Raw genomic sequence first — 23,689 nt, 5'->3', positions numbered from 1 at the left:
CGTCCTCCCCGACCGCCCCCCGCCCCCCGGCTCCCTCCACCCCGACCGCGTCACCCTCCGGCTCCGACCCCGACCCCGTGCGCCCCGTCCTCCCGGCGAAGCCGGTGGCGCCCCGTCCCGTGGTGCGGTCCGTGGTGGGGGAGGGGGACGTGGTGGGGCGGGCGTGTCCTGCCTGCGGTACGGCCAACCGGCCCGAGCGCCGGTTCTGCCGGCGTTGTGCGGCCGAGCTGCGGCCCGCAGAGAAGCCCGCCCCGCCGCCGTGGTGGCGGACGGTGTGGCCGTTTCGGCGCCGGAGGCGGGCCGGTTCGGGCTCGGTGTTCCGGTTCTCCGTGATCCTGGCCGTGGTGCTGGCGCTGTGCGCGGCCGGTTTCCTGCTGCTGCCCGCCGGACGGGCCCTGATCGAGGACGCCCGGGACAAACTGGGCGAGGCCACCCCCGTGACCCCGGTGGACGTCGAGGCGAGCGGCGCGGTGCCCGGACATCCGGCGACGGACACCACGGACGGGCTGAACAACCGTTACTGGGGCGCGCCCGGTCCGGGGGCCTCGGTGACCTACACCTTCCGCGAGCCGTTCCGCCTGGTCGACCTGATCATCACCAACGGGGCGTCCAGGTCCCCCGAGGAGTACGCCCGCCAGGCACGCGCGCTCCGGGTGGACATGGAGGTGACGGCAGAGGACGGCACGAAGCACCGCAAGGAGATCGCCCTCGGCGACAAGCCGGGCCCGCAGACGATCCCCACCGGCATCAGCGACGCGAAGACGGTACGGCTGGTGCTGCGCTCACCCGCCGGCCTGGCCCCGGGGCGTCACCTGGCCCTGGCGGAGGTGGAGTTCTTCCGGCGGAGCTGACGGCGCGCCGCCCTGCCGCCGTCGCACGGGCGGCCCCGGGAGGCGGCCGCGGCGACGCCGGGGCCGCCCCTCCTCGCCGGAGGGGAGGCGCCAAGGCAACGGCCGGGGCCGCCACCCCCCACAGGAGAGGCCCCGGCCGTCGCGCGGCACGGGCCGCGCGGCGACCCGTACTTCCTACAGCGCCGCGCGTGCGTTTTCTGTCACACCCTCCTGTGTCACGGGTTAGTTGCATCTTGGGCGGACGTGGACGGGGAGAGGATTCAGGCCGTAACGTGCCATTCGCGCCAGGCCGCGACGGACACATGACCACGAACCGCCCGCGGCCTTGACGCCGCAACCACTGATCGAGCAACCACGACGGCGAGCAACCCGGTCCGCGAGAGCGGCGCCGGCTGAGGCGCAGAAGGGCGCGCGCGTGTGCTGGGGGACGACGCGGAGCTGACCGCCGCGGTGCGCGCGGCGCAGGACGGGGACGAGAGCGCGTTCCGGACTGTGTACCGCGCCGTGCACCCGCGGCTGCTGGGATACGTACGGACACTGGTCGGCGAGCCCGACGCCGAGGACGTGACGTCCGAGGCGTGGTTGCAGATCGCCCGTGACCTGGAGCGCTTCACCGGGGACGCGGACCGGTTCCGCGGCTGGGCCGCCCGCATCGCCCGCAACCGCGCGCTGGACCACATCCGCATGCGCGGACGCCGCCCCGCGATCGGGGGCGACGACACCGAGCTCGCCGGGCGGGCCGCGGAGTCCGACACGGCCGGCGAGGCCATCGAGGCGATGGCCACCGACGGCGCGTTCTCCCTCATATCCCGGCTGCCGCAGGACCAGGCCGAGGCCGTCGTCCTGCGCGTGGTCGTGGGTCTCGACGCCAAGTCGGCCGCCGAGACCCTGGGCAAACGACCGGGTGCCGTGCGGACGGCCGCGCACCGGGGTCTGAAGCGCCTGGCCGAGCTGATCGGCGGCGATCCGGAAGCCCAACCGGAATCCGCCGGGGTGCTCGACGCCCTTCCTCCCCAGAGAGAACCACGCCGTCGTACGGTGACGTCCGCGAGTGTGACGCAGATGCGAACGCGGACGCAGAAGGACATGTGATGGCCGACGAGCAGCACAGGTGGCTGGACCGCGGGACCGCGGAGCGCTTACTGGGCGGAGAGCCCCCGGAAACCACCGATCCCGTCGCCCGTGACCAGGCCCGACGGCTCGCCGGAACACTGCGCGCGCTCTCCGCGCCACCCCCTCCGGACGACGGGGAACTCCCCGGGGAGGCGGCCGCCCTGGCCGCCTTCCGCATGTCGCGGGAGAAACGGGAGGAGCGGGCCGAGGCGGCCCACGGTACGGGCCGGCCGGACGGAACGCACCCCTCCGACATCGGAACGATCCGTATCGGCGCCCCGCGCGGTGATCGTTCCGGAACCGCGGACGGACCCCGGCGGGGACGTTCCCTGCACCTCGGGCTGGCCGCCGCGCTGGTCGCCGGCGTGGCCGGGGGCGCCGCGGTGCTGGCCGCAACCGGGGTCCTGTCCCCGCCCGACGGCCCCCGGTCCGACCCGGCCGCCTCCGTCACGGCCACCGGCACGCGTCCCGAACGCCCCCTGGTCTCCCCTCCGCCGAAGGGCGCCGCTCCGGGCGGAGCCGTGCCCGGGGACCGGCACTCCGGGAGTGCCCCCGGTACGGCCGGGGGCGGCGCGGGCGCCGCCGGGGACGCCGACGGGCCCCGTGCGCCGGGGGAGTCCGACGTGGACACCGGTGACGGCGCGGTCCGTTCCGGACGCGGCGGGAAGCAGATCGCCGCGGCCTGCCGCGCGTGGCGCGACGGCAGGGCGCTGAGCGGCGAACGCGAGCACCTCCTCGAGGACGCGGCGGGCGGCCCCTCCCGGGTCGGCCCGTACTGCGAGGACGTGCTGTCCACGCCGGCCGCCTCCGGCGCGTCCGGTACGACCGGCACCGGCGGGGAAGCCCACGAGAGCAACGGCAACGGGAAGGCCAACGGCCAGGGGCGGGGCCAAGGGCAGGGGCAGGGCCAGGGCCAGGGCCAGGACAACGGTGTCGACAACGGGAACGGCGGCAACAGCGCCAAGAAGAGCGGCAACGGCAACGGCGGGAACAACGGCAACGGCGGCAAGAAGAACCCCTGACGCCACCGCCCTGACCTGCGTTTTTGTTGATCGCTGACGTTTCCTCCCCGCCAGGTGTGACACTTTCGGCCCTCGTGGCGCAGTAAAGAGTGAGCCGACTGGTCATCGGCTGTCGCACGGAGCCGGGGTTCCCCCCGTACCCACGGCTCGTGCATCTCGGCGCGGGCGGGACACGTTCCCCCGGTCCCGCCCGCGCCCCGTCTCACCAGTGCACGACGACCTTGTCGCCGCTGCGCACCTGCCCGTACAACAGGGCGATGGCCTCCTCGTCCCGCACGTTGACGCAACCGTGCGAGGAACCGGCGTATCCCCGCGCGGCGAAGTCGGCCGAGAAGTGCACGGCCTGGCCGCCGCTGAAGAACATGGCGTACGGCATGGGGGAGTCGTAGAGCGTGGACACGTGGTGCCGGGACTTCCAGTAGACGTGGAAGACGCCCTCACGCGTCGGCGTGTACTCGGAACCGAAGCGCACCGGCATCGTCGACACCGTCCGCCCGTCGATCATCCAGCGCAGGGTGCGGCTCGACTTGCTGATGCACAGCGCGCGGCCGGTCGTGCAGCGAGGGTCGGGCGCGTCGGCCGGCTGGCCGCCCATCAGGTACAGCTCCCACCTGCCCGGTTCGTGCGTCATGGCGAGCAGCCGCTGCCAGGTGACGGAGTCGGTCACCCCCGTCCTCGGCAGTCCGCGCCTGCCCTGGAAGCCCCGGACCGCCTTCGCCGTCAGGTCGTCGTACGTCCCCGTGGGCCCGTGGAAGATCCAGGCGACCTGCCGCAGCCGGGCCTGGAGTTCGCGTACGTCGCGCCCGGAGTCGCCGGGGGACCACAGCACGCGCGGTGCCGGGGAACCGGGACGGGCGGACTTCCCGCCACCGTCCGGAGCCCGTGATCCCGGCTCCGGCTCCGGCGCCGACGCGGAGGGCGTCCGGCCCGGCACCTCGATGCGCACCGGCGACCCGCCCTCCCCGGCGGGCCGCACCGTGCAGCCAGCCGCACACGCCGTCAGGGCGGCCAGCGCCGCGAGACCCGCGATCCCCTTCCTCCCCATGCCCCTCCTCCGCACAGCAGCCCCCCGTCGTCCCGCCCACCGGCCGCGCCCGGCCGTCACCTGAGATGTTCCCCGGAGATGACCACCGGCGAGCAAGGGGGCATGGTGGTGAGTGACCGGAAGACGACCGCCGAGGTGGTGCTGTGAGCGGGGTCCCACCGAGGCTGTGAGGAAGGTCCCAGGGTGCGCCCCTCCACCGGGCCGCACGCGCACCGCTACAGTCCGTCGAAGGGTCGGCCTGTACCGCCGGGTGACGGACGGGTACCGGGCGAGCAAGTCGAGCAACGCCGCTCAGCGGGAGGCATCACACCATGGCGCGCGAGTCGGGCAGTGCCCGGACCACCGAGAGTGGACTGCCCATCGAACCGGTCTACGGGCCGCAGGCCCTTCAGGGCTGGGACCCGGCCGGGAAGCTGGGCGAGCCGGGGGCGTACCCCTTCACGCGGGGCGTGTACCCGACGATGTACACCGGCCGGCCCTGGACGATGCGCCAGTACGCCGGGTTCGGCACGGCGACGGAGTCCAACGCCCGTTACCAGCAGCTGATCGCCAACGGCACGATGGGCCTGTCGGTCGCCTTCGACCTGCCCACCCAGATGGGCCACGACTCCGACGCCCCGATCGCGCACGGCGAGGTCGGCAAGGTGGGCGTCGCCATCGACTCGATCGACGACATGCGGGTGCTGTTCGGCGGGATCCCGCTGGACAAGGTCTCCACGTCGATGACGATCAACGCCCCCGCCGCCCTGCTGCTGCTCCTCTACCAACTGGTCGCCGAGGAGCAGGGCGTCCCGGCCGACAGGCTCACCGGCACGATCCAGAACGACGTGCTGAAGGAGTACATCGCGCGGGGCACGTACATCTTCCCGCCCAAGCCCTCGCTCCGCCTGATCGCCGACATCTTCAAGTACTGCAGGGCCGAGATCCCCAAGTGGAACACGATCTCGATCTCCGGCTACCACATGGCCGAGGCGGGCGCCTCACCCGCGCAGGAGATCGCGTTCACCCTCGCGGACGGCATCGAGTACGTGCGCACGGCGGTCGCGGCCGGCATGGACGTCGACGACTTCGCCCCGCGCCTGTCGTTCTTCTTCGTGGCCCGCACCACGATCCTGGAGGAGGTCGCCAAGTTCCGCGCGGCCCGCAGGATCTGGGCGCGGGTGATGAAGGAGGAGTTCGGCGCCAAGAACCCCAAGTCGCTGATGCTGCGCTTCCACACGCAGACGGCCGGGGTGCAGCTGACGGCCCAGCAGCCCGAGGTGAACCTGGTCCGCGTCGCCGTCCAGGGCCTGGGCGCGGTGCTCGGCGGCACCCAGTCGCTGCACACCAACTCCTTCGACGAGGCCATCGCGCTGCCGACCGACAAGTCCGCCCGCCTCGCCCTGCGCACCCAGCAGGTCCTCGCCTACGAGACGGACGTGACGGCGACGGTCGACCCGTTCGCCGGCTCCTACGTCATCGAGAAGATGACCGACGACGTCGAGGCGGCAGCGCTGGAGCTGATGGGCAAGGTCGAGGACCTCGGCGGCGCGGTCAACGCCATCGAGCACGGCTTCCAGAAGAACGAGATCGAGCGCTCCGCCTACCGCATCGCCCAGGAGACCGACTCCGGCGAGCGCGTCGTGGTCGGCGTCAACCGCTTCCAGCTCGACGAGGAGGAGCCCTACGAGCCGCTCCGCGTCGACCCCGCCATCGAGGCCCAGCAGGCCGAACGCCTGGCCAGGCTCCGCGCGGAGCGTGACCAGCGGGCGGTCGACTCGGCGCTGGCCGCCCTGAGGAAGGCCGCCGAGGGCGAGGACAACGTCCTCTACCCGATGAAGGACGCCCTGAAGGCGCGGGCGACGGTGGGCGAGGTGTGCAACGCGCTGCGCGAGGTCTGGGGGACGTACGTGCCGTCGGACGCCTTCTGACCTGGTCGGTTACTCCGTATGAGTGATCATGGGCGGAAGCCGTCCGTCCCCGGTTGCTCTCGTGGAGAGTGGGCCCCGAACGTCTTCCGGATGGTCGTCGAGATCACGTCGTCCAACTGGTCCGACGGTCTCGGCCCCAAGGTCGAGTGCTACGCCCAGGCGGGCATCCCCGCCTACCTGGTCGTGGACCGCAAGCACGACGAGGTCCTGCTCCACACCGATCCGGTCGACGGCGCGTACCCCGCCCCCCAGCGCTTCAAGCGGGGTCAGGACATGACCGTCCCGGAGTCGGTCGGCGTGCGTGTCGAGATCCCGGCGGACTCCCTCCTCGACGGCTGAAACCCCGTGGACGGAGTGCCGCACTCCCGTGCGACACTCCCCCCATGTTCGGCGTCATCGACCTCCCCACCTACCTGGCGGGACTGATCCTCATCGTCCTGCTGCCCGGTCCCAACTCCCTCTACGTCCTCTCCGTCGCCGCCCGCAAGGGCGTCCGCACCGGCTACGCGGCGGCGGCCGGTGTCTTCACCGGGGACGCCGTCCTGATGACGCTGGCGGCGCTCGGCGCGGCCTCGGTGCTCAGTACGACACCGGTGCTGTTCCTGGTGGTGAAGTACGCCGGCGCCGGATACCTGGCGTGGATGGCGTACGGCATGCTGCGTTCGGCGTGGAGCATGTGGAAGGAGCGGGGCGGGCCGGCACCGGCCGAGCCGGCCGACGCGGCGCCGTCCGCGGAGGAGCACCCCTACCGCCGCGCCCTGGTGGTGTCGCTGCTCAACCCGAAGGCGATCCTCTTCCTGATCTCCTTCTTCGTGCAGTTCGTCGACCCCGGTTACGCCTATCCCGCGCTGTCCTTCGTCGTCCTCGGCGCCCTGCTCCAGACGGCCAGCTTCCTGTACCTGTCGCTGCTGATCTTCGGCGGCACCCGCCTGGCCGACGCGTTCCGGCGCAGGCGGCGGCTGGCGGCCGGCGCCACCTCGGCGGCCGGCGCCCTGTTCCTGGGCTTCGCGGCGAAGCTGTCGCTGGCGAGCGCTTGAGGGTCAGCGCCCGCCGAACCGGGCCAGGTACTCCGGGAGCCCGGCCGGCGTGTCCCCGGCCCAGCCCACGTAGCCGTCCGGGCGGACGAGGAACAGTCCCGTCCCGTAGGTCCGGTGCGCCGGACCGTGCACCAGGCGTACGGCGGCGGGCGGCGCGGGGACGGAGGCGCCCAGCGCCAGCAGGGTCCAGTGCGGTCCCCGGAACGCGTCGAAGAGCCGTACGCCGCTCACCGTGGCGTCCGGCGCCCGGTCGCCCGCGCGCACCGGGCCGGGCGCCGTCCGCGTCTCCGCGGTGAGCGTCGAACCGGGGTAGCCGAGCCCCAGTTGCCGGGTGGCCCCGCCCCGCCGGGTCTCCCCCCGGTGGACGCTGGTGGACAGGTCCAGCATCCGCGCGGCGATCGGGCGCCGCTCCTCCTCGTACGTGTCCAGCAGCGACGCCTGCGCCCCGTCGCCCAGCACCGCGGCCAGCTTCCAGCCCAGGTTGTAGGCGTCCTGGACGCTGGTGTTGAGGCCCTGGCCGCCGGCCGGGGAGTGCACGTGCGCCGCGTCGCCGGCGAGGAGGACCCGGCCCGCGCGGAACCGGTCGGCGAGCGCGACCCGCGGGCGGAACTCCGAGGCCCAGCGGACCTCCGTGACGTCCTCGGCGGCAAGGTGCGAACGGGCGGCGACGACCCGCCGTACGCCCTCCAGGGAGAGGTCCACCTCGGTGCCCGCCGCGAACCGGGCGACCAGCTGGAAGTCCTTTGTCCCGGCCAGCGGGCAGACGGCCAGGAGGTCCTCGGCCCCCTCGCCCTGCGGGAAGAAGTGCCAGTTGTCCCGGTCCAGGCCGGTGATCCGCACGTCCGCCACCAGGGTGGGGAGCGGGTCCACCTCCTCCCCGGTCATGCCGACGCCGACCGCCCGGCGCACCACGGACCGGCCGCCGTCCGCCGCGACGAGGTACCGGGCGCGCACCGGCCCGCCGGAGGCGAAGCGCGCGGTCACCCCGTCCCCGTCCTGGGTCACGCCGGTGACCTCCCGGCCGAAGGCCACCTCGCCGCCGAGCTCCTCCAGGCGCTCCAGCAGGATCCGCTGGGTGCGCCACTGCGGGACCATCCAGGGCTCGTCGTACGGCGAGTCCTCGGTCGGCCCGGCCCGGTCGGCGATGTGGTGCTCGCCGAGCCGCTCGCCGTTCCGCCAGATCATCCCCACCGGGTAGCCGCCGCCCGCCGCGTGGATCGCCTCCAGCACGCCCAGGTCGTCGAAGACCTCCATGGTGCGCGGCTGGAGCCCCTTGCCGCGCGAGCCGGGGAACAGCTCGTCCCCCCGCTCCACCACCAGCGCGGCGATCCCGCGCCGGGCCAGGTCGATGCCGAGGGCGAGGCCGGTCGGTCCGGCGCCCACGACCAGCACATCGGTGTCGCTCATGACCACTCTCCTTAACGTTGTTAAGTGACCTGCTCCGCGAGCGTCCCCCTAACGGTGTTAAGTTGTCAAGCGTGAGTTCGGAACGACGCGCCCCCCTGGACCGCCGACGGGTCGCCGACACGGCGCTGAGACTGCTGAACGAGGTCGGCCTGGACGGCCTGACGCTGCGCGCGATCGCCGGGGAACTGGACGTCAAGGCGCCCGCCCTCTACTGGCACTTCAAGGACAAGCAGGCGCTGCTCGACGAGATGGCGACGGAGATGATGCGGCGCATGAGCGCCGACCTGACCGCCCGTCCGGCCGGCGACTGGCGGGAGACGCTCCGCCTGATGATGGGCGGCCTGCGCGAGCACCTCCTCGGCTACCGCGACGGCGCCAAGGTCTACGCGGGAACCCGCTTCACCGACCTGTCGTACGCCGAACCGATGGAGGCGAGCCTGCGGGTGCTCACCGACGCGGGGTTCACCCCGGCCGCCGCCGCCCGCGCCTGGTTCACGGCGTACAGCTACACCATCGGCTACGTCATCGAGGAGCAGGCGATGGGGCCCGACCCCGCCACCGGGGCCGAGGGCTACGACCTGGACGCCCGCGGCGAGCGCCTGGCCGCCCAGCCGCTCGCCGCGCAGGCCGGGTACGAGATGTTCCAGGACCACCGGGCCGGCTTCGAGGCGGGACTCGACGCGGTCGTCGAAGGCATCGCCCACACCCTCCGAGGCCGCTGACGGCGCCGCGCGCCACCGGGGCCCGTCGCGCGGCGCCGGGGCGACCCGGGGACGGCCCGTCGCGCACGGGTGACAGGACGCCGTTCTCCGTCACGACGGGCGCCCGGCCGGCTCGCCGGGCACCCGTCGTGGCGTCGCCGGGCGAGGCCGCCGCCCCGGACGCTCCGCGACCGGCGCTCAGCGCCGCCCGGACAGTGCCGCCCGCAGCCTCGGAGTCAGCGGCTTCTCGACACCACGGTGCAGCAGCCAGGCGAGGAGCAGCATCGAGGCGACCGTGAGCGCGAAGGTCTCCGCCGAGGCCAGGCCCAGATCGCGGTGCAGGGCGTGGATCACCACCCAGCCCAGGTGCTCGTGGACCAGGTAGAAGGGGTACGTCAGCGCCCCGGCCACCGTCAGCCAGCGCCAGTTCACCCGGTTCAGCCACCCCAGTGCGATCGCGGCGACCGCGACGAAGCCGAACGTCACCACCAGGACGATCCCGAGCGACGTCCGGTTCGAGAAGGCGTCCGCGCTCGGCGCGTGCCACAGTTCACGGACCGCGTGGTGCTGCCCGATCAGCCAGCTCACGCCGACGACGCCCCACGCGCAGGCGTCCCGCCGGTCGCGGTGGACCAGGTACAGGCCGATGCCGCCGACGAAGAACGGCGCGTACTCGGGCATCAGGACCAGGTCGAGCAGCGGTTCGTCGGCGCCTTGGGCGATCGCCGCCGCCAGGGTCCACAGCGCGCAGAACAGGATCACGCGCCGACGGCTCGCGCCGGGCAGCACCACGCACAGCGCGAACAGCGCGTAGAAGCGGATCTCCGCCCACAGCGTCCAGCACACCCCCAGCACCCGGTCCACCCCGAGCGGCTGCTGGAGCATCGTCAGGTTCACCAGGGCGTCGCTCGGCGAGACCGCGTCGTAGGCGACCACCGGCAGCGCGAACACCGCCGTCACGAGGACGACCGCCGCCCAGTACGCCGGCAGCAGACGGGAGGCGCGGGAGGCGAAGAAGGACGTCAGCGACCGGCCCCAGCCGCTCATGCAGATGACGAACCCGCTGATCACGAAGAAGACCTGCACACCCAGGCAGCCGTAGGCGAAGAAGGCGTGCAGCGTGGGGAACTGCACCTTGGGCGAACTTCCCCAGGCTTCGGTGACCGCGCCGCCGCGCCCGCCGTAGTGGTACGCCGCCACCATCAGCGCGGCCACCAGCCGCAGTCCGTCCAGGGCGCGCAGCCGCGGCTCACGGCGCGGCGTCCCCGGCCCCGCCTCCCGGGGCGCGTCGGGTATCGGGCGGGCGATCGTGCTGGTCAAGGAAATCCCCTGCGTTCATGGTCCTGGCCGCGCATACGCCAGCACGCTAGACCGATCCGCGGGCGACGCCCGGCCACCGGGCCAACGATTCCTCGTCAGGACGCGACGAGTTCACCCCGGCGTCGTTTTGGCTTCCTAAAGTCTCTCGACACCCCACCTGGAAGACATCACGACCGACGCCGTCCCGCGGACGGCGGCCGGTTCCGCACAAGGAGTGCCATGACGACGGTCCACAACAGACGGGCACGTGCACGAGGAGGGGAGCTGGACGACTGTCTGCGTGCCTGCGCGGTACACAGCGGCAAGCTCGTCGGCAGCGTCGACCGCCGCCGCATCCAACTCGCCGAGCAGTTGCGGAAGCTGCTCGTCGTGTGCGCCACCGGCGCCACGCCGGAGCCGGCGCCCGCGCCGAGCGGTGCGACCGCCCTGCTCAAGCGGGCCGTGAAGGGCGCGGCGACGCCCCCTCCCGGCCTGTCCAACGAGTTGCTGGACGCCCTGCTCGCCGTCGCCAACAAGGCCCTCGAATGCGGCTACGACGACGAACTGAACCTCGCGCTCCTCATCAGCGACACCGTGCTGGCCCAGCGCAAGAGCTCCCGGGCCGGCTGGCGGCTGCGAGCCCGCCTGCTGGAGGCCCTCGGCGACGAGACCGAGGCCGTGGCCGCCTACGAGCGGTACCTGGGCCTCACCGACGACGACGGCTTCGGCGTGCGCGCCAAGGTCGCCGGACTGCGCGCCGCGGCGCAGAAGGAGCGGGAACTGCTCGCCCTGCTGCGTCGCCAGTGCCCGCGCGCCGAGGAGTTCGCCCGCGGACCCGCCACCGACGTGTGGGCCGAGGGCCTGGCCGCGCACGCCGTGGGGGACTGGGCCGAGGCCGAGCCGCGCATGGTGGGAGCGCTCCTCGCGCTGGCCGCCGAGCCGTCCCCGGTCGCCGACCGGCAGGAACTGCTCGGTCAGTACCTGGACCTGCGCACCAACCGCGGTGGCGACCTCCCGGCCCTCACCGAGGCCCTCGCCCTCTACGCCGAGCAGCGCCGCACCCGGATGCGCGGCCCCGTCGCCGACCCGACCATCGGCGGCGTGCGGTGGCTCAGCCTCGGCGAGTTCCGCAACGAGATCGCCGGCAAGTCCATCTGTCTGATAGCCAACTCCGGACGAGTCGGCAGCAGTTCGATGGGCGCCGAGATCGACGGCTACGACCTGGTGGTGCGCTTCAACTCGTACCGCATCGACCCGAAGCACACCGGCAGCCGCACCGACATCCACGCCACCATCCACAAGCACGGCTTCAACTGGGACCAGCAGGTCACCACCCGGATCGTCTTCGGCGGCATCTCGGGCGACTGGAAGTACTCGCTGCGCAACCGCCTCGTGCCAGGCGCCCAGCGGTTCCTCGGCGACGAGTCGCTGCGCTGGCCCGTGCGCAACATCGGCCGCCTGGGCAACGACGCCTGGTCGGGCATCCCGACCACCGGCTTCAACATGCTGTTCCTGCTGGACTTCCTGGACGTCAGCCCCACGCTCGACCTGATCGGCTTCGACTTCTACGAGAGCGGCGCCTACCGCGTGCCGGAGGCCATGAAGATGCCGATCACGTCCGTGCACGAGTACACCAGCGAGAAGGAATGGGTCATGCAGCGGGCCCAGCGAGTGACCGACATGAGGATATCCCTGCGATGACCACGACCTTCCCGGCCGGCACCACCTCCTCCCTGGCCCCGGCCCCCTCGTCGGCCGCGCTCACCGGCAAGCGGCGCGTCGCCTTCGCCTCCTACGTCGACGAGAACTACCTGCCCGGCTTCCTCGCCCTGCTGCGCAGCCTCGCCCTGTCCAACCCCGGGGTGTGCGAGGACTTCGTCGTCCTCCACGACGACCTGCGCCCCGGCTCCATCGCGAAGATCCGCGCCCTGCACCCGCGCATCGTGCTGCGCCGCGTGAACGCCGAGCACTACGACTCGTACCAGAAGGGCGACCAGGACAACTACCTGGTCCGCAAGGCGTACTTCATCCTCGACGTCTTCCGGATCCGTGACTACGACACGGTCATCACCCTCGACACCGACATGGTCGTCCTCGGCGACCTGGGCGAACTCCTGCGCCTTCGCGAGGGGCTGGCGGCCGTCCCGCAGTTCTTCTACGGGCAGCACAAGCTCAACTCCGGCCTGCTGGTGATCCAGCGCGAGTACCTCACCGACGCCTTCTGCGCGAAGCTCGACGCGACCGGACGCAGCGGGGACTACGAACTCGACAAGCACGACCAGGGCATCCTCAACGCCGTCCTGGACGGCGACTTCGTCCGGCTCGACGCCCGCTACAACTTCGTCAAGCGGCGCCTGTCCGGCGACCTGCCGGTGCCCGACGACACGGCGATCCTGCACTTCACCGGGCGGCACAAGCCCTGGCAGGGCGGCGAGGCCGGCTACTCCCAGGCGGAGGAGTGCTGGCGCGGGTTCGACCTGTCCGACGCCGACTTCCACGCCGCGTACCTGGCGTCCTCCGGTGGTCTCCACCACGACCTGCTGGTGCACTTCGGCACCCCGCACGTCATGCGCACCGGGGACGTCGAGTGCGCCCGCAAGGTCGCCGCCGCGCACATCACGGCCGGCGACTACCAGGACGCCGTCGACGTCCTGAGCAGCGTCCACATCCCGCTCGACGCCGCCTGGCCGCACGAGGTGCTCGGCCACGCCCTGATGAGCGTCTCCCGCTACGAGGAGGCCAGGGCCCAGCTGCTGCTGGCCACCTCCGCCCCCAACCGGGCCGCCACCGCCTACGCCCGGCTCGCCCAGATGGCCTGGGTGCACGGCGACAACGCCGAGGCGCTGCGGTACGCCACCGCCGGCATCTCCGTCGACCCGACCCACCGGTCGAGCAGGCTGTGGGCGCAGCGCGCCGGCACCGTCCCCGCCCAGGAGCAGGGCAGCCCCGGGGAGCAGCTGGCGCACGTCGCCTTCTACATGGACCGGCAGGGCAACGCGGGCGACAAGCTGCTGCCGGAGACGGTGCGCCTGGCGTTCGGCGAGGACACCACCTCCCGGCGCTGGCACTCCGTCCACGCCCACCGCCTGTTCGACGAGGCGGCCCTGGAGCGGGTCAACGCCCGGCGCGGTCTGGTCATCGGCGGCGGCGGACTGTTCATCCCGGACACGATGCCCAACGGCAACAGCGCCTGGCAGTGGAACGTGGCCGACGAGCAACTGAGCGGCATCGACGTGCCGATCATGGTGTACGCGGTGGGGTTCAACGCCTTCGACGGGCAGTCGTACCGGGCCGGGCGGTTCCGCGAGAGCCTCCGGCTGCTGGTGGAGAAGTCCGCGTTCTTCGGACTGCGCAACCACGGCTCCATCGCGAAGGTACGGGCGATGCTCCCGGACCACCTGCACGACCGGGTCCGCTTCCAGCCCTGCCCCACCACGGTCAGCCGTCAGCTCGTCCCCGGCTGGACGGACCCGGTGCACCGCGAGGACACCGTCCTGCTGAACGCCGCCTACGACCGGGCGGGCCTGCGCTTCGGGCACGACTACGGCCACTTCCTCGCGGAGATCGCGAAGGCCGTGCGGGGCATCGGCGCGCACACCGAGGTCCGCTGCGCCGCGCACTCGCTGGACGACGAGCGGATCGCCTTCGACCTGCGCCGTGAGCACGGCATCTCGCTGCCGGTGATCCCGATGTACGACTTCGACAACGACGCCATCCGGGACCTGTACGCGAGGACCCGCCTGGTCATCGGCATGCGCGGGCACGCCGGGATGATCCCGTTCGGCGTGGGCACGCCGATCATCAGCCTGATCTCGCACCCCAAGATGGCGTACTTCCTGGCCGACATCGAGCGTCCCGAGTGGGGCATCTCCGTGCACGAGCGGAACCTGGGCGCGATGCTCACCGAGCGGGCCGTCGGCATCCTGGACGCCCACGCGGCGACGGTCGCCGACGTCCACGAGCGTCAGCGGACGCTGTGGAAGGTCACCGAGGCGAACGCCGCGGACCTGCGGAGGATCCTCGGAGCCTGACACACGGCGAGCCCCCGCGGCCGACGGCCGCGGGGGCTCACGCACGCGGGCTCAGCGGCCCACGGCCTTCCTCACCAGCCGGGTCAGGCGGGAACCGCCGTGCTGCTCCCGGTCCTGCTCGTACGCCCTGCGCAACTGCTCGAAGTGGTCCGCGCGGGTCCGGCTCAGGTACTCGTCCGAGGTCAGCGGCTTGGCGATCGACCAGGCCCGACGGTGCTCGCCGGCGTAGTGGGCGGTGTAGGCCTTGGCGAACTCCAGGACCGCCTTGAAGGGGATCCCGCCCGTGTGGTCGCGGTCGATCCGCTCCTGGACGGCGGAGATCAGCGCCAGCTTCTCGTCGACGGAGTAGGAGTCCTCCGCGACGGCCTTCAGCACGTGCCCGGGGATCGGCCGGACCACCTCGAAGGCGAGCGTGGAGCGGATCGGGGGCCCGGCGATCTCTATGTAGGGCAGCAGCGCGCCGGTGCTGTGGTGCAGCCACGGCAGCCGCGGTCCGGCGAAGTCCTGGTGCAGCACCACCGAGCCCGGCCGCAGCCGGGTCAGGAACCGTTCGGCCACGCACCGGAACACCCGTGCCGTCTTGGCGATGTCGACGTGCAGGAACTCGATCGCGCTGGTGTCCTCGGGGTCGGAGGTCTGCCAGAGGTCCCCGGCGTGGATCTCCAGGAACGGCAGGAACGGCTCCAGTCGCCCGCGGAAGTCGTCCAGGAAGGAGTTCTCGCCCCGCGGCTTCGCTCCGTCGGTGAAGAACTTCTCCGTGGCGAACGTGCCCTTGCCCACGCGGAAGAAGTCGTACGCGTGCAGCCGTCCCGTGCGCTCGTCGAACACCGGGCTCTCCCGCAGGCCGAGCGCGAGGGCGTACGTGGAACCGCCCCCGCCGGAGCCCAGTTCGACCAGCCGGTCCTCTCCCGTGAGGTGATGGCGTCCCAGCAGATAGAGGAACTGCAATTCCCAGGTGCTCACCTGGGAGTAGGGAATGGTTTCCGGCAGCCGGACGTCGTCGAGGAGAGGATAGAGCCGACCGAGCTTCGTCATGAATGCCTCACGGGTTGGACAGCGCTGGAGGAGGGCGGCAACGCGGTACGGAACGCACGACCGTTGATACACCAGCGAACCCGGGGAATATGTTGCCCTCCACCGAATGTCCGACGGGTTTCATTCACTGTTCACCGGTGGGAGCGGGGGCCGCCCGTCGGCGTGCCACCGCCCGTCGCAGGCTGCGTGCCGTGCGCGCGACCCGCCGTACGGTGGCGTTGCGCGGCAGGAAGCCCAGCTGGGCCGGAACCCCGCCCGGCAGCCCCAGGGACGTCAGCCGCTTCTTCGTGAAGTACGTCCGGGTACCGTCGTCCAGCCGCGTCGACAGATACCGCTCGGTCTCGTCCCGCAGCTCCGGGAGGATCTTCGGCTGCATCGCGAACCCGACGGCCCGCACGAGGCCGGCGAGCGCCTCGGTGTCCATGCCGCCGCGCCGCTCCGCGACGGCCGCGCGGTCGTCCGGCGCGGGCAGCAGCGCGTGGACGATCGTGACGGGGACGCGGTTGCTGTTCTCGTACGGTGTCAGCCGTTTCAGCAGCGTGTCCGTGCCGACCCGGGCGACCGGCAGACCGTACAGCTCGGACGCGGTGAGCAGTGCCGTGGAGAAGCAGCCGACGACCAGTGCCGGACGCATCCGCTGGTAGAGCACCTCGGCGAGCAGAGGGGTGTCCAGCACCGTGAGATCGGCCCCGAGCCGCTCGGCCGCCCGCTCCAGGGTGCGGGTGAAACGGGCCGGGGCCGTGGGATGCGGCTTGAACAGCACCCGGGTGTGGCCCAGTTCCACCGCGCCCTTCAGCATCCGCACATGCAGGTCCTCCTCCTCCTCGACGGAGAGGATGCGCAGTGCGGACAGGTACTGGCCCAGCAGCAGCGCGGGCTCCTCCACGTCCGGCAGCGCGGCACCGGTGTCGACCAGTTCGGCGAGCACCTTGGTGAACGCCGGGGTCGGCACCACCTCCGACGCCACACCGAACTCGGTGAGCAGCAGCGGCCGGAGCCCCGGCACCAGGTCCAGATGGAGCAGGCGCTCCACACGCGTGCCGACCAGCGGATCGATCTTGTTGCGGGTGGGGCCGTAGCTCATCAGGCCGTCCGCGTAGACGGTGACGGGCGCGTCGGTGAAGATCTGCGCCACCCCGAGTGCCGGGTGGACCTGGAGGGACTCCACCGCGAGCGACACGTCGTCGTCACCGACGCCCCAGGCCAGCCGCAGATACCGCTCCCACAGGGGCACGTCGTCCAGGCGTGGTTCCCAGCCGCCGGGATGGAAGGGAAAGACGGCGTCGTTCCACGACACCACGTCGTCGAAGCGCGACCGCAGCCGCTCGAACCCGGGCATCTCGTCGACGGAGGGTGTCGTCTCCGGCGTCACCGCGTTGTTGGAGACCAGCAGGATCCGCCGGTCGGCGGGTGCGAAGCAGCCCGAGTCGAGAGCGGCGGCGAGCGTGGCGGTGCCGTACAGGGTCGACGCCATGAAGATCTGTGTGCTCACGCCGCCACCTCCGCGCCCGGCGCCGGACGACGGCGCAGCCGGCGCAGCCGTCCGGCGCGCTCGGCGTCCATCGAGTCGAGCGCCTCGTCGAGTACGTCCTGCGGCATGCGCCGCAGAGCGGCGGTGCTCATCACCTTCAGCTTCCTGGCCACGGGAGGCTCGAACCTGCCGACGGCGCCCAGATGGTGGGCGATGATCGCGCAGTACGTGCGCACGGCCTTCGGCAGCAGCGCCGCCGCCTCCGCGTCCCCCGCGGTCTCCTCGATCACCTGGTCGAACGCGCGGATGAAGTCGAGTTGCCGGGCGTCGCCGATCTGCGTCAGTGACGAGGCGACGCCGCGCCGGTAGAAGACCCCGAGCAGGCCGGTCACCGCGAAGGACTCCGCCTCCCGGTGCAACTTCCAGATCCAGGGGCGGTCCTCCGCTGTGCGCAGCCCGTCGGTGAAGTGCAGCAGGCCGCGTTCGACCAGGCGACGGTGGTAGATGCCCGCCCAGGCGTAGGCGTAGTCGACGGAAGTGGTCCGGTGGGCGGGCAGGATCGCGTCGCGCGGCCGCAGCACCACGTTGCGCCGGCCGTGCGGGACGCGGTGCACGGTACGGGCCCGCGCCGTGCACTGCACGTGGTCGGTGCGGACGAAGTCGCAGCCGAGCGCCTCGATCGCGGCGACCAGTCGGGTGTAGTGGCCGGGCGCCAGCCAGTCGTCGCCGTCCATGAAGGTCAGGTACTCGCCACGGGCCCGGTCGATGCCGGTGTTGCGGGCGGTCGCCAGACCGCCGTTCCGTTCGTGTCTGACCAGTACCGCCCCCGGCAGTTCGTGTTCCGCGCGCGCGAGGAGATCCGCGGTTCCGTCGGTCGAACAGTCGTCGACGAGAATGAATTCGAAGTCGTCGCGCGCATTGGCGCGCAGACTTCGCAGGGCATCGAGGGCGTATTGCCGCACATTGTAGAACGGCACGATCACGGAAAGCTTCGGCACCTTCGAAAGGCTAGGAGACCGCCGGACAGGGGAACTTTCCGACGGGCGTACGCAAGGTGAACTCGGTGTGTCGGAACGGTGCATCGCTTGTGCTTCCGGGGAATCCACGGGCCGGTTCGGCTTTCGGTGGCGTGTTGTTAACTTCCCGTTGATTCACGGTTGGGCCATGCCTAGAATTCGCTTCCTAGCGTCTTCGACGTGCCAGCAAGTGCAACGAAGCCCCTCAGGGTCGCGGTCCTCGCGGATTCCGACACCCGGTGGAAATGGGGCGCGCTCACCGCGAACCGCGTCGCGCCGTCGGAGCCCGGAGAACCGGGAGCCGCGGCCGGCCGGGACGTCCGCCTGGACGGATACCTCCTGCGGGGCCGCGCCACCCCCACCGCCCGCCAGCTCGGCGAGGTCGGCGTCCGGGCGGACTCGCTCCGCGAGGTCACCGCCGTCGAGTTCCTGCGCGCGATGCGCGAGGAGTCGTACGACCTCCTCGTGCTCGCCCTGGTCGGCGGCGGTGTGCAGGCGATGCTGCACGGGCTCAAGCGGGTCTGGGAGGACCGGCCGCACCGGCCCGTCGTCGTCACCGGATACGTCGGCGTCGTCTACGAGAAGCTCGCCGACGGCCTCCTGCTGCGCCACGGCGCCGACCTGGTGCTCGCCAACTCCCGCCAGGACGCGGACCGTTTCCGCGCCGTGTACGAAGGAGTGGGCGCCGACGCCTCCTCGGTGACCGAGGTCGCGCTGCCGTTCCTCGGCGGGGCCGCGTACGAGGGCGAACACGAGCCCTTCACCGTGGTGTTCGCCGCCCAGCCGTCCGTACCGGACAGCCGCAGGGACCGCGCGTACCTGCTGGACCGGCTGGTGCGGCACGCCCGTCGCCACCCCGAGCGCGAGGTGCTGCTGAAACTGCGCTCCAAGCCCGGCGAACACACCACGCACATCGAGGAACTGCCCTACCAGAAGCTCGTCCAGCGACTGGACCCGCCGGCCAACTTCCGCCTGGTCTACGGGAACATGGGCGAGGTCCTCGACCGGACCGACCTGCTGGTCACCGTCAGCTCCACGGCCGCCCTGGAGTCGCTGCACCGCCGCATCCCGACCGCGGTCCTCACCGACCTCGGCATCCGGGAGGCGCTCGGCAACCACCACTTCGTCGGCTCGGGCTGCCTCGCCTCCTGGGACCAGCTCGACGACGGGCACCGGCCGGTGCCCGACGCGGAGTGGGTGGCCCGGCAGGGCGTGGCTGCGGAGGGCTCGTACGGGACGGCCTTCGTCGCGGCCCGCGAACGCATCGCCAAGCTGCTCGGCCGCCCCGGCGGACTCCCGCCGCTGACCCCGTACTACACGCCCGTCACCGCGCCCGGCTACCTGCCCGGCATCCTCGCCCGCCACCACCTCGGCCCGGACGGCGCCCCGCTGCCCGGGGCGCCCGCCACCGACAAGGAGCCCGGACCGGTCCGGCAGATCGTGCGCCGCGCGGCGCGCGGCGCCTACCGGCACGGCGTGCAGCGCGTGGCCCCGGTGATCCGCCGGATGGGCGAGTTGTGACCGGCCCGATCCCCGACCGAGGAGCTGACCCCATGTCCCACCCGCCGACGGTGCGCCGCGTGCTCGCCGTGATCCCCGCACGCGGCGGCTCCAAGGGCGTCCCCGCGAAGAACCTCGCCCCCGTCGGCGGCGCCCCCCTGGTGGCGCGCGCCGTGCGCGAGTGCCGGGCCGCGCGGCACGTCACGGACGTCGTCGTCTCCACCGACGACCAGGCCATCGCGGCCGCCGCCCGGCAGGCCGGCGCCGAGGTCGTGCTGCGGCCCGCCGCCATCGCCGGCGACACCGCCACCTCCGAGGCCGCCGTCCTGCACGCCATGGACGCCCACGAGGCCCTGCACGGCGCCCCCGTGGACGTCGTCCTGCTGGTCCAGTGCACCAGCCCCTTCCTGCTGGGCGAGGACGTCGACTCGGTGGCCGCCGCGGTCGTCGACCGGGGCGCGGACACGGCCGTGACCGTCGCCCCGTTCCACGGCTTCGTCTGGCGCGACGCCGACGACGGGGCGACCGGGGGCGGGTACGGCGTCAACCACGACAAGTCCTTCCGCCCCCGACGTCAGGACCGCCCCCAGGACCTCCTGGAGACCGGCGCCGCCTACGCCATGGACGCCGCCGGATTCCGCGAGCACGGGCACCGCTTCTTCGGCCGCACCGAACTCGTGCGCACCGACCCGGCCCGGGTGCTGGAGATCGACGACCCGCACGACCTCGCCCGGGCCCGCGCCCTCGCCCCGCTCTTCGACGCGGACAGGCCCGGCGCCCTCCCGACCGCCGACGACATCGACGCGGTCGTCCTCGACTTCGACGGCACCCAGACCGACGACCGGGTGCTGATCGACTCCGACGGACGGGAGTTCGTCTCCGTGCACCGCGGAGACGGACTCGGCATCGCGGCCCTGCGCCGCAGCGGCCTGAAGCTGCTCGTCCTGTCCACGGAACAGAACCCGGTCGTCGCCGCCCGCGCGCGCAAGCTCAAGCTCCCCGTGCTGCACGGCATCGACCGCAAGGACCTCGCCCTCAAGCAGTGGTGCGAGGAAGAGGGCATCGCGCCGGAGCGCGTGCTCTACGTCGGCAACGACGTCAACGACCTCCCGTGCTTCGCCCTCGTCGGCTGGCCCGTGGCGGTCGCGAGCGCCCACGACGTCGTACGCGGCGCCGCACGCGCGGTCACCACCCTCCCCGGCGGCGACGGCGCGATCCGGGAGATCGCCGGCTGGATCCTCGGTCCCTCTCTCGATTCCCTCCCCAAGTAAGGAAACCCCGGACATGAGCACCAACACCCGCATCCGCACCTTCGGCACCCGCGAGGCCGGCCCCGGCCGCCCCGTGTACGTCACCGGCGAGATCGGCATCAACCACAACGGTGACATCGAGAACGCCTTCAAGCTGATCGACGCCGCCGCCGAGGCCGGCTGCGACGCGGTCAAGTTCCAGAAGCGCACCCCCGAGATCTGCACCCCGCGCGACCAGTGGGACATCGAGCGCGACACCCCCTGGGGCCGGATGACGTACATCGACTACCGCCACCGCGTGGAGTTCGGCGAGGACGAGTACCGCCGGATCGACGAGTACTGCAAGGAGAAGGGGATCGACTGGTTCGCCTCCCCGTGGGACACCGAGGCCGTCGCCTTCCTGGAGAAGTTCGACGTCCCCGCCCACAAGGTGGCCTCCGCCTCCCTCACCGACGACGAGCTGCTGCGCGCCCTGCGCGCCACCGGCCGCACGATCATCCTCTCCACCGGCATGTCCACCCCGAAGCAGATCCGCCACGCGGTCGAGGTCCTGGGCAGCGACAACATCCTGCTCTGCCACGCCACCTCCACCTACCCGGCGAAGGCCGAGGAGCTGAACCTGCGGGTCATCAACACCCTCCAGCAGGAGTACCCGAACGTCCCGATCGGCTACTCCGGCCACGAGACCGGCCTGCAGACCACCCTCGCCGCCGTCGCCCTCGGCGCCACGTTCGTCGAGCGCCACATCACCCTCGACCGCGCCATGTGGGGCTCCGACCAGGCCGCCTCCGTCGAGCCGCAGGGCCTGACCCGCCTGGTCCGCGACATCCGCACCATCGAGGCCTCCCTCGGCGACGGCGTCAAGAAGGTCTACGACTCCGAGCTGGGCCCGATGAAGAAGCTGCGCCGCGTCAGCGGCGTGATCGCCGAGGCGGAGATCGCCGCGGCCGCCGGCGAGCCCGTGGCCGTCTGAACCCCCGCCCCTCCCCCTTACGACGACGGGAACGGTCGTACGTCGATGAGCCCCCGCGCCGGCCGGCCCGGCCCCCACACCCTCGCCTTCGTCGAGAGCCCGGTACAACTGCTCAACGTGCTGGAGTGGGCGCACGCGCATGCGCCCGGCGTGGGGCTCACCCTCGTGGTGCTGTCCCCGGTCGACCCCATGACCCGCGGCCAGCTGCGCCGCATGGCGGAGCTGGCCCGCGAGGAGGGCCATGAGGTCCGCTGGGAGGAGGCGCGCGGCGGAGCCGGCGCACCGTTCCAGACGGTCGGCGGTCTGACCGCCCCGCTCCGCCGGGCCACCCGCGTCGTCCTCGGCGACCCCTTCTCCCGCTACGTCCAGCTGCTGCTGACGATCACCCGCGCCCGTGAGGTCGTCGTCGTCGACGACGGCACCGCGACGATGGAGTTCGTCGGCCAGCTGGCCCGCGGCGAACGCCTGGTGCGCTGGCACCGCAAGGGCGGCCGGCCGGGCCCCCGCGAACTCGTCCTCCTCCCCGTGTCCGCCGCCGCCCGGCGCCGGCTCACCCCCGGTGAGAAGCGCACGGTGGAGGTCTTCACCTCCATGCCCATGGAGGACACCCCGCCCGGCGTCACCGTCAGCTCCCACACCTTCGCCTGGACCCGGGACCGCTTCGGCCCGCCCCGCGTCACCCGGGGCGCCGACATGGTCGGCACGTCCCTGGTGGAGACCGGTGTGGTGGACGCCGACGCCTACCTGGAGGCCGTACGCGCCCTGGCCGCCGCGCACGGCGCCAAGCGCTACTTCGCCCACCGCCGCGAGAGCACGGAGAAACTCCACCGGCTCGCCGTCGAGACGGGACTGGAGATCGTCCGCCCCGAGCTCCCGCTGGAGATCGTCGCCCGGCGCGGCCCCATCGGCGCCACCGTCCTCAGCTTCCCCTCCACGGTCGTCCACACCCTGCCGCTGGCCCTCGCCGGCACGGGCGTGCGCGTCGCGGTGTGCGACATAGACCCCGCCTGGCTGACCGAGAACGCCTCCCCGCGCGCCCGGGGCTTCCTGGCCAACGTCACGGACACCGCCAAGTCCGTCCACCACCTGCGGACGGCCCCGGCGGTCTGATTTTCCGACACCGGAACGGGGCACGTGTTCGGGTGCTCGCGCGTATCGGCGAACCCTGGTGTTACCAGGTGAGAGCGCCCGTATGCTGGCCGTGGAGCCGGTTCTCACCCCGCTGGAGGACCTGATGAGTGTGCCCGCGTCCGAGGGCTTCAGCCATCCGCAGCCGAGGCCACGCCTGTCGGTCGAGGAGTTGCTGGCGGCGAAGAACACCCAGCCGATCCGTTCCCTGGACGACCTTGCCGCCGACACCTTCGAGTCGGACGAGGAGCTGGAGGAGTTCCTCGCCTTCACCTACGCCGAGCGCCGTCGTGACGCCGCCTGAGTCCGCCGCATGCAACCCGTCATCCTCGACACCGACATCGCCTCCCTGCTGCACAAGCGCAAGCCGACCGGAGCACTGGCGACCCGCCTGATCGGTCGCAAACCGCTGATCACCTTCGTGACCTACGGTGAACTCACGAAGTGGATGGAGATCCGTCATTGGGGCACCCGAAGCCGCCAGGAACTCGCCGACTGGCTCGCCGATGTCCCCGTCCTTCCGGGTGACGAAGCCGTCGCCACCACTTGGGGACGACTGTCCGCCGCCGGGATACAGCGTGGCCGGCCCCGTCCCACCCATGACATGTGGATCGCCGCCAGCGCCCTCACCTACGACCTACCGCTGGCCACTCTCCATCTCAAGGACTACGAGGACTTCCGCCTTCACCACGGCCTCCGCGTGCTCGGTGCCGAATAGCAGCCGTCGCCTGCCGGCATCCGCCGAATGAACCGGTCCGCGTGTCTTCGGCCGATCGTGGTAACCGTGAGGAGTGGAGGGGTGCCGGAACCGTGTCCCGGAGGGTGATCGGTCTCATGGACCGGCAGGCCGGCGGCCTATACCCTCACAAAAAGGAGGTGAGTGTACCCACCTCGACACAC

At 72.1% G+C, this 23,689-nt stretch carries 21 protein-coding genes; 15 read left to right on the top strand and 6 right to left on the bottom strand.

The features are described from left to right. The 3 genes from ADK41_RS23025 to ADK41_RS23015 all read left to right on the top strand — a co-directional run. Positions 1-851, top strand: an 851-nt coding sequence (locus ADK41_RS23025) for an NADase-type glycan-binding domain-containing protein (RefSeq protein WP_348538635.1), incomplete at its 5' end; no start/stop codon positions are given. 417 nt (positions 852-1,268) lie between these two features. Continuing rightward, positions 1,269-1,943 (top strand): RNA polymerase sigma factor, encoded by a 675-nt coding sequence (locus ADK41_RS23020; RefSeq protein ID WP_030836726.1) that lies wholly within the window; start codon positions 1,269-1,271, stop codon positions 1,941-1,943. Then, positions 1,943-2,986 carry a hypothetical protein gene (locus tag ADK41_RS23015; protein ID WP_037805324.1) on the top strand — a complete coding sequence of 348 codons (1,044 nt, stop codon included), beginning with the start codon at positions 1,943-1,945 and terminating at the stop codon, positions 2,984-2,986. Before ADK41_RS23020 ends, ADK41_RS23015 begins: the two co-directional genes overlap by 1 nt. 202 nt (positions 2,987-3,188) lie before the next feature. On the opposite strand, the gene ADK41_RS23010 is transcribed toward ADK41_RS23015, so the two are convergent. Next, the gene (locus tag ADK41_RS23010) at positions 3,189-4,031 is read right to left on the bottom strand and encodes a L,D-transpeptidase family protein (protein ID WP_030836731.1); all 843 of its coding nucleotides are present in this window, start codon (positions 4,029-4,031) and stop codon (positions 3,189-3,191) included. Positions 4,032-4,342: 311 nt separating this feature from the next. Between ADK41_RS23010 and ADK41_RS23005 the strand changes: the two genes are divergently transcribed. The 3 genes from ADK41_RS23005 to leuE are packed head-to-tail and all read left to right on the top strand — an operon-like array spanning position 4,343 to position 6,978. Next, positions 4,343-5,941, top strand: coding sequence for an acyl-CoA mutase large subunit family protein (locus ADK41_RS23005; protein ID WP_030836734.1), 1,599 nt, complete (start codon positions 4,343-4,345; stop codon positions 5,939-5,941). An 18-nt stretch (positions 5,942-5,959) separates the two neighbouring features. Then, positions 5,960-6,280, top strand: a complete 321-nt coding sequence (locus ADK41_RS23000) for a Uma2 family endonuclease (protein WP_078662227.1) — start codon at positions 5,960-5,962, stop codon at positions 6,278-6,280. A 44-nt stretch (positions 6,281-6,324) separates the two neighbouring features. Next, complete coding sequence (gene leuE, locus ADK41_RS22995; RefSeq protein ID WP_030836740.1) at positions 6,325-6,978, top strand: leucine efflux protein LeuE; 654 nt, start codon at positions 6,325-6,327, stop codon at positions 6,976-6,978. 3 nt (positions 6,979-6,981) lie between these two features. Here leuE and ADK41_RS22990 read toward each other — a convergent pair whose 3' ends face one another. Beyond that, on the bottom strand, positions 6,982-8,385 hold the full coding sequence (locus tag ADK41_RS22990; RefSeq protein ID WP_030836743.1) for an FAD-dependent oxidoreductase: 1,404 nt from the start codon (positions 8,383-8,385) through the stop codon (positions 6,982-6,984). 71 nt (positions 8,386-8,456) lie between these two features. On the opposite strand from ADK41_RS22990, the gene ADK41_RS22985 reads away from it, so the two are divergent. Next, a complete protein-coding gene (locus ADK41_RS22985) occupies positions 8,457-9,107 on the top strand; it encodes a TetR/AcrR family transcriptional regulator C-terminal domain-containing protein (protein ID WP_030836745.1) in 651 nt (216 codons plus the stop codon). 177 nt (positions 9,108-9,284) lie between these two features. Here ADK41_RS22985 and ADK41_RS22980 read toward each other — a convergent pair whose 3' ends face one another. Continuing rightward, a complete protein-coding gene (locus ADK41_RS22980; RefSeq protein WP_051843683.1) occupies positions 9,285-10,382 on the bottom strand; it encodes an acyltransferase family protein in 1,098 nt (365 codons plus the stop codon). A gap of 243 nt (positions 10,383-10,625) precedes the next feature. Here ADK41_RS22980 and ADK41_RS22975 point away from each other — a divergent pair, with 243 nt between their 5' ends. Together ADK41_RS22975 and ADK41_RS22970 are read left to right on the top strand one after the other, a co-directional pair. Continuing rightward, positions 10,626-12,086: a glycosyltransferase family 29 protein gene (locus ADK41_RS22975; RefSeq protein ID WP_030836750.1), complete on the top strand. Its 1,461-nt coding sequence runs from the start codon at positions 10,626-10,628 to the stop codon at positions 12,084-12,086. After that, complete coding sequence (locus ADK41_RS22970; protein ID WP_030836754.1) at positions 12,083-14,416, top strand: glycosyltransferase; 2,334 nt, start codon at positions 12,083-12,085, stop codon at positions 14,414-14,416. The genes ADK41_RS22975 and ADK41_RS22970 overlap by 4 nt, the downstream gene beginning before the upstream one ends. A gap of 51 nt (positions 14,417-14,467) precedes the next feature. Here ADK41_RS22970 and ADK41_RS22965 read toward each other — a convergent pair whose 3' ends face one another. The 3 genes from ADK41_RS22965 to ADK41_RS22955 all read right to left on the bottom strand — a co-directional run bounded on the left by ADK41_RS22965 (position 14,468) and on the right by ADK41_RS22955 (position 17,920). Then, positions 14,468-15,451: a hypothetical protein gene (locus ADK41_RS22965; RefSeq protein WP_030836757.1), complete on the bottom strand. Its 984-nt coding sequence runs from the start codon at positions 15,449-15,451 to the stop codon at positions 14,468-14,470. 124 nt (positions 15,452-15,575) lie between these two features. Then, positions 15,576-16,943, bottom strand: a complete 1,368-nt coding sequence (locus ADK41_RS22960) for an alpha-2,8-polysialyltransferase family protein (protein WP_051843681.1) — start codon at positions 16,941-16,943, stop codon at positions 15,576-15,578. Continuing rightward, a complete protein-coding gene (locus ADK41_RS22955) occupies positions 16,940-17,920 on the bottom strand; it encodes a glycosyltransferase family 2 protein (protein WP_030836763.1) in 981 nt (326 codons plus the stop codon). Before ADK41_RS22955 ends, ADK41_RS22960 begins: the two co-directional genes overlap by 4 nt. Positions 17,921-18,118: 198 nt before the next feature. Between ADK41_RS22955 and ADK41_RS22950 the strand changes: the two genes are divergently transcribed. From ADK41_RS22950 to ADK41_RS22925, 6 genes are all read left to right on the top strand, one after another. Continuing rightward, positions 18,119-19,459, top strand: a complete 1,341-nt coding sequence (locus tag ADK41_RS22950; protein WP_030836766.1) for a DUF6716 putative glycosyltransferase — start codon at positions 18,119-18,121, stop codon at positions 19,457-19,459. Positions 19,460-19,491: 32 nt separating this feature from the next. Next, the gene (locus ADK41_RS22945) at positions 19,492-20,709 is read left to right on the top strand and encodes an N-acylneuraminate cytidylyltransferase (RefSeq protein WP_030836768.1); all 1,218 of its coding nucleotides are present in this window, start codon (positions 19,492-19,494) and stop codon (positions 20,707-20,709) included. A gap of 13 nt (positions 20,710-20,722) precedes the next feature. Beyond that, positions 20,723-21,661: an N-acetylneuraminate synthase family protein gene (locus ADK41_RS22940; RefSeq protein ID WP_030836770.1), complete on the top strand. Its 939-nt coding sequence runs from the start codon at positions 20,723-20,725 to the stop codon at positions 21,659-21,661. Positions 21,662-21,706: 45 nt separating this feature from the next. Next, positions 21,707-22,771 carry a hypothetical protein gene (locus tag ADK41_RS22935; protein ID WP_030836773.1) on the top strand — a complete coding sequence of 355 codons (1,065 nt, stop codon included), beginning with the start codon at positions 21,707-21,709 and terminating at the stop codon, positions 22,769-22,771. 82 nt (positions 22,772-22,853) lie between these two features. Beyond that, the gene (locus tag ADK41_RS22930; RefSeq protein WP_234319178.1) at positions 22,854-23,093 is read left to right on the top strand and encodes a hypothetical protein; all 240 of its coding nucleotides are present in this window, start codon (positions 22,854-22,856) and stop codon (positions 23,091-23,093) included. Between the two features lie 9 nt (positions 23,094-23,102). Beyond that, the gene (locus ADK41_RS22925) at positions 23,103-23,507 is read left to right on the top strand and encodes a type II toxin-antitoxin system VapC family toxin (protein WP_030836778.1); all 405 of its coding nucleotides are present in this window, start codon (positions 23,103-23,105) and stop codon (positions 23,505-23,507) included. Positions 23,508-23,689 lie beyond the last annotated feature (182 nt).

Origin of the sequence: Streptomyces caelestis (assembly GCF_001279005.1) — a bacterium.
Classification (GTDB): domain Bacteria; phylum Actinomycetota; class Actinomycetes; order Streptomycetales; family Streptomycetaceae; genus Streptomyces; species Streptomyces heliomycini.
This window is presented reverse-complemented; position numbering and strand designations above follow the sequence as displayed.